Source organism: Bacillus cereus (assembly GCF_002561295.1).
GTDB classification, from domain to species: domain Bacteria; phylum Bacillota; class Bacilli; order Bacillales; family Bacillaceae_G; genus Bacillus_A; species Bacillus_A cereus_S.
This window is the reverse complement of the sequence record NZ_NTUG01000056.1, coordinates 1-2,818: the sequence shown is the minus strand read 5'-3', so window position 1 is coordinate 2,818 and position 2,818 is coordinate 1. Positions and strand designations below refer to the sequence as shown.

Sequence of the window (2,818 nt, the reverse complement as noted above, 5' to 3'; positions counted from 1 at the left end):
ATGGGGCTAAAAAAGGCACTAACCGCTTCTACGTATGGGCGGATCCTCTCTTCCATCCTAAAAAGTAGCTTTTGATTTTTCTACTCTTCAATAATAATATGGTGGCCTGCCGCTTTCGTTAAACGGTTCATAATGGCATTCCCAATTCCTTCATTCGGAAATGACTCACTAAAAATCACATCTACTTCACTTGCATCAAACGTGCGTAATACATCATATAATTTCGTCGCAACGCTCGCTAAATCACTTCGTACACCACAAGATAGCACAACATCTGCTTTATACACATGTTGATATTCTTCTGTTGTTAATACACCGACCGTATATCCTTCTTCTTTCTTTTTATCCACAAGTTGTTGAATAAAATCACGAGATCCTTCAACGATACTAAGTGGTGCTTTCGGCGCATAATGCGTATATTTCATTCCCGGTGCCTTCGGTTTCTCTTTTTCATCCTTTAACGCAGGATCCAAAGAAACTATTCCGATCACTTCTTCTAATTGCTCCTTTGTAATACCGCCTGGGCGTAAAATCGTAGGCACTTCACTTGTGCAATCTACCACTGTCGATTCAACACCAACACCTGTTGCACCACCATCAACAATACCAGCAATCTTCTCATTTAAATCCTCATATACGTGATGCGCAAGCGTTGGACTTGGACGCCCAGAACGATTGGCACTCGGTGCTGCAACAGGTACGTTTGCAGCTTCAATAAGAGCAAGCGCCACCGGATGATCCGGCATTCTCACTCCAACCGTATCTAATCCTGCCGTAACCTTCTCTGAAATCCCATCTTTTTTAGGTAAAATAATCGTTAATGGACCCGGCCAAAAATGCTTCATTAATTCTTCCGCAACTGGCGTAATTTCTCTAACAATTTCTCCTAATTGTGATCGTGCACCAATGTGAACAATTAGGGGATTGTCACTCGGTCTGCCTTTTGCTTCAAAAATTTTCGCAATCGCTTCATCATTCATCGCATTTGCTCCTAGTCCGTACACCGTTTCAGTTGGGAAAGCAATTGCTTCATTTTCTCTTAATAATCTTGCTGCTTCTTGTAATTGTGGATAATCTTTTTTTATTTCCACAACATTATCCACAACCCATATATTTGTATGCATTTTTCCACACGTCCTTTTCTTCCATGAAATACTTGTCTATTGTTAGTTTACTATGACATTTATCCAAAAGACAAACAAGGTTTATCCACAAAATGTGGATAAACCTTGTTAATCCGTGGATAACTTTGTGAATAGCTGACAATTTAGTATTATTACATTCTGCTGTTTTATATTTTCACAAAAATGTTCTAGTTGCTGAATATCATTTGGAACTTGCTCTTTTTCCACAGGTGTAAAGTTGAAAAACTGAAATATTGTCACAGATTGTGGATGATTTGTGAGTAAATACACTTGGCAAATACTTTTCTCTTTCATATACTGCAAAAACATTTCAAAAAAATATAAGAAAGTTTTGTTATCCACAGCAGATGTGAACAAACAAGAGCGAATAAGTGCATTCTCTCCGTTTTGTTCATAACCAATGACAGCTTGGATTTCTCCGTTATCTTCCAATATCATAAATTGCCCGTATAACTCATTTATTTTATCATCTTTTTTATTAGCTTGTCCGAAAAAAGAATGTAACCTCTCAACATCATCTTTTGTAGCGAAATAAATCTTTCTCACAGTAAATCCCTCCTCATTTCTATATATGAGAAGGGATTTGAAATTAGTACTTATTTAGAAAATAGTGAAGAAAATGCTTCTACAATAAACAATTTAACTTCTGGTTCTTCTTGCTCTTCTACTACTGTTTCAATCTTTTGCTTCTTTTCCACAGGTTGTTCAGTTTTCTCCACAATTTGTTTTTCCTCTTGTTTTACTTCTTTTTCTTTTACAACCTTTTCGTTTGATTCTTTCACAGTCGTCTGCACTTTTGAAACTGCCTCTTTTTTTGGTTTTTGTTTCGATACAGATTCTTTATCCTGTCCTTCCGATACTTCTTTTTCTGCCTTTATTTCTACTAGCGACTCTTCCTCATCAATTGATTCTGCTTTTGCAACATGTTCTTCCTTTTTCACAGCTGATCCGCTAGAGAAATCCAGGAAACACATTGGCGGGAATAACACGCACCACCAATTTGCGCCTTCACCTTCACCAATCGAAATAAGTACTGCTTCATATTCCCCTGCCGGGTAAATAAAATTCCCATATACTTTTGTAGGAAATTTAATATTTTTACCAAATGTAACTTGGAACGACTCTTTACTTCCTTCTCGTTTTAATGTTTCCTCAACTGTCTTTTCAATTTCAGGGATGTGACTTTGAATGACACGACGTGCATCTTCAAACGATTTCAAATCTGCTACCCAGCCGTCAATTTGCGCTTTTACTTCATCTCGCACTTTACGCTTTAAAGCTTGATCTTTTTCCGAATCACTATTTGCTAAAATACGTAATCGAACAGCTTCGTTTGGAATCACTAAAGACCCTTTCGCATCAGCTTTCATATATCCAAACTGCACAAGTAGCTGTGCACCAATTAACAATAAAAGAAAATAGGCAATCGCTTGTTTTTTCATGTCTTTGCACCGTCCCTTCTGGTAAACAGTGTAGACATACTTGCCCCTTTCTAAACTATTAAATTCTAAATCTATAGAAAAAAATTTAAAAGTTTTCTTTTTTGGATGAGAGAGTAGCTAGCCATGCATAAGTGTGGTCAAGTATACGGAATAGCAGACGGGAATCTGCCGTCTTTTTTGTCGTTATTTGTCCGTTGGTCGATATCCTGTATCGAATCGCCGATATATTTG

Annotated in this window: 3 protein-coding genes; all 3 read right to left on the bottom strand. The window is 37.3% G+C overall.

Annotated features, from left to right (window positions below; all coding sequences use genetic code 11):
• Positions 1–80 precede the first annotated feature (80 nt).
• The 3 genes from CN373_RS23880 to spoIIR all read right to left on the bottom strand — a co-directional run bounded on the left by CN373_RS23880 (position 81) and on the right by spoIIR (position 2,587).
• A complete protein-coding gene (locus tag CN373_RS23880) occupies positions 81–1,124 on the bottom strand; it encodes an L-threonylcarbamoyladenylate synthase (protein WP_000557325.1) in 1,044 nt (347 codons plus the stop codon).
• 108 nt (positions 1,125–1,232) lie between these two features.
• Positions 1,233–1,691, bottom strand: a complete 459-nt coding sequence (locus CN373_RS23875; RefSeq protein WP_098360309.1) for a mechanosensitive ion channel protein — start codon at positions 1,689–1,691, stop codon at positions 1,233–1,235.
• Positions 1,692–1,741: 50 nt separating this feature from the next.
• Positions 1,742–2,587 (bottom strand): stage II sporulation protein R, encoded by an 846-nt coding sequence (gene spoIIR, locus CN373_RS23870; RefSeq protein WP_098360308.1) that lies wholly within the window; start codon positions 2,585–2,587, stop codon positions 1,742–1,744.
• Positions 2,588–2,818 lie beyond the last annotated feature (231 nt).

What these genes read in the sequence shown, in the direction of transcription:
- CN373_RS23880 (WP_000557325.1), bottom strand. Translation starts at nt 1,124, where the DNA reads ATGCATACAAATATATGGGTTGTGGATAATGTTGTGGAAATAAAAAAA.
- spoIIR (WP_098360308.1), bottom strand. Translation starts at nt 2,587, where the DNA reads ATGAAAAAACAAGCGATTGCCTATTTTCTTTTATTGTTAATTGGTGCA.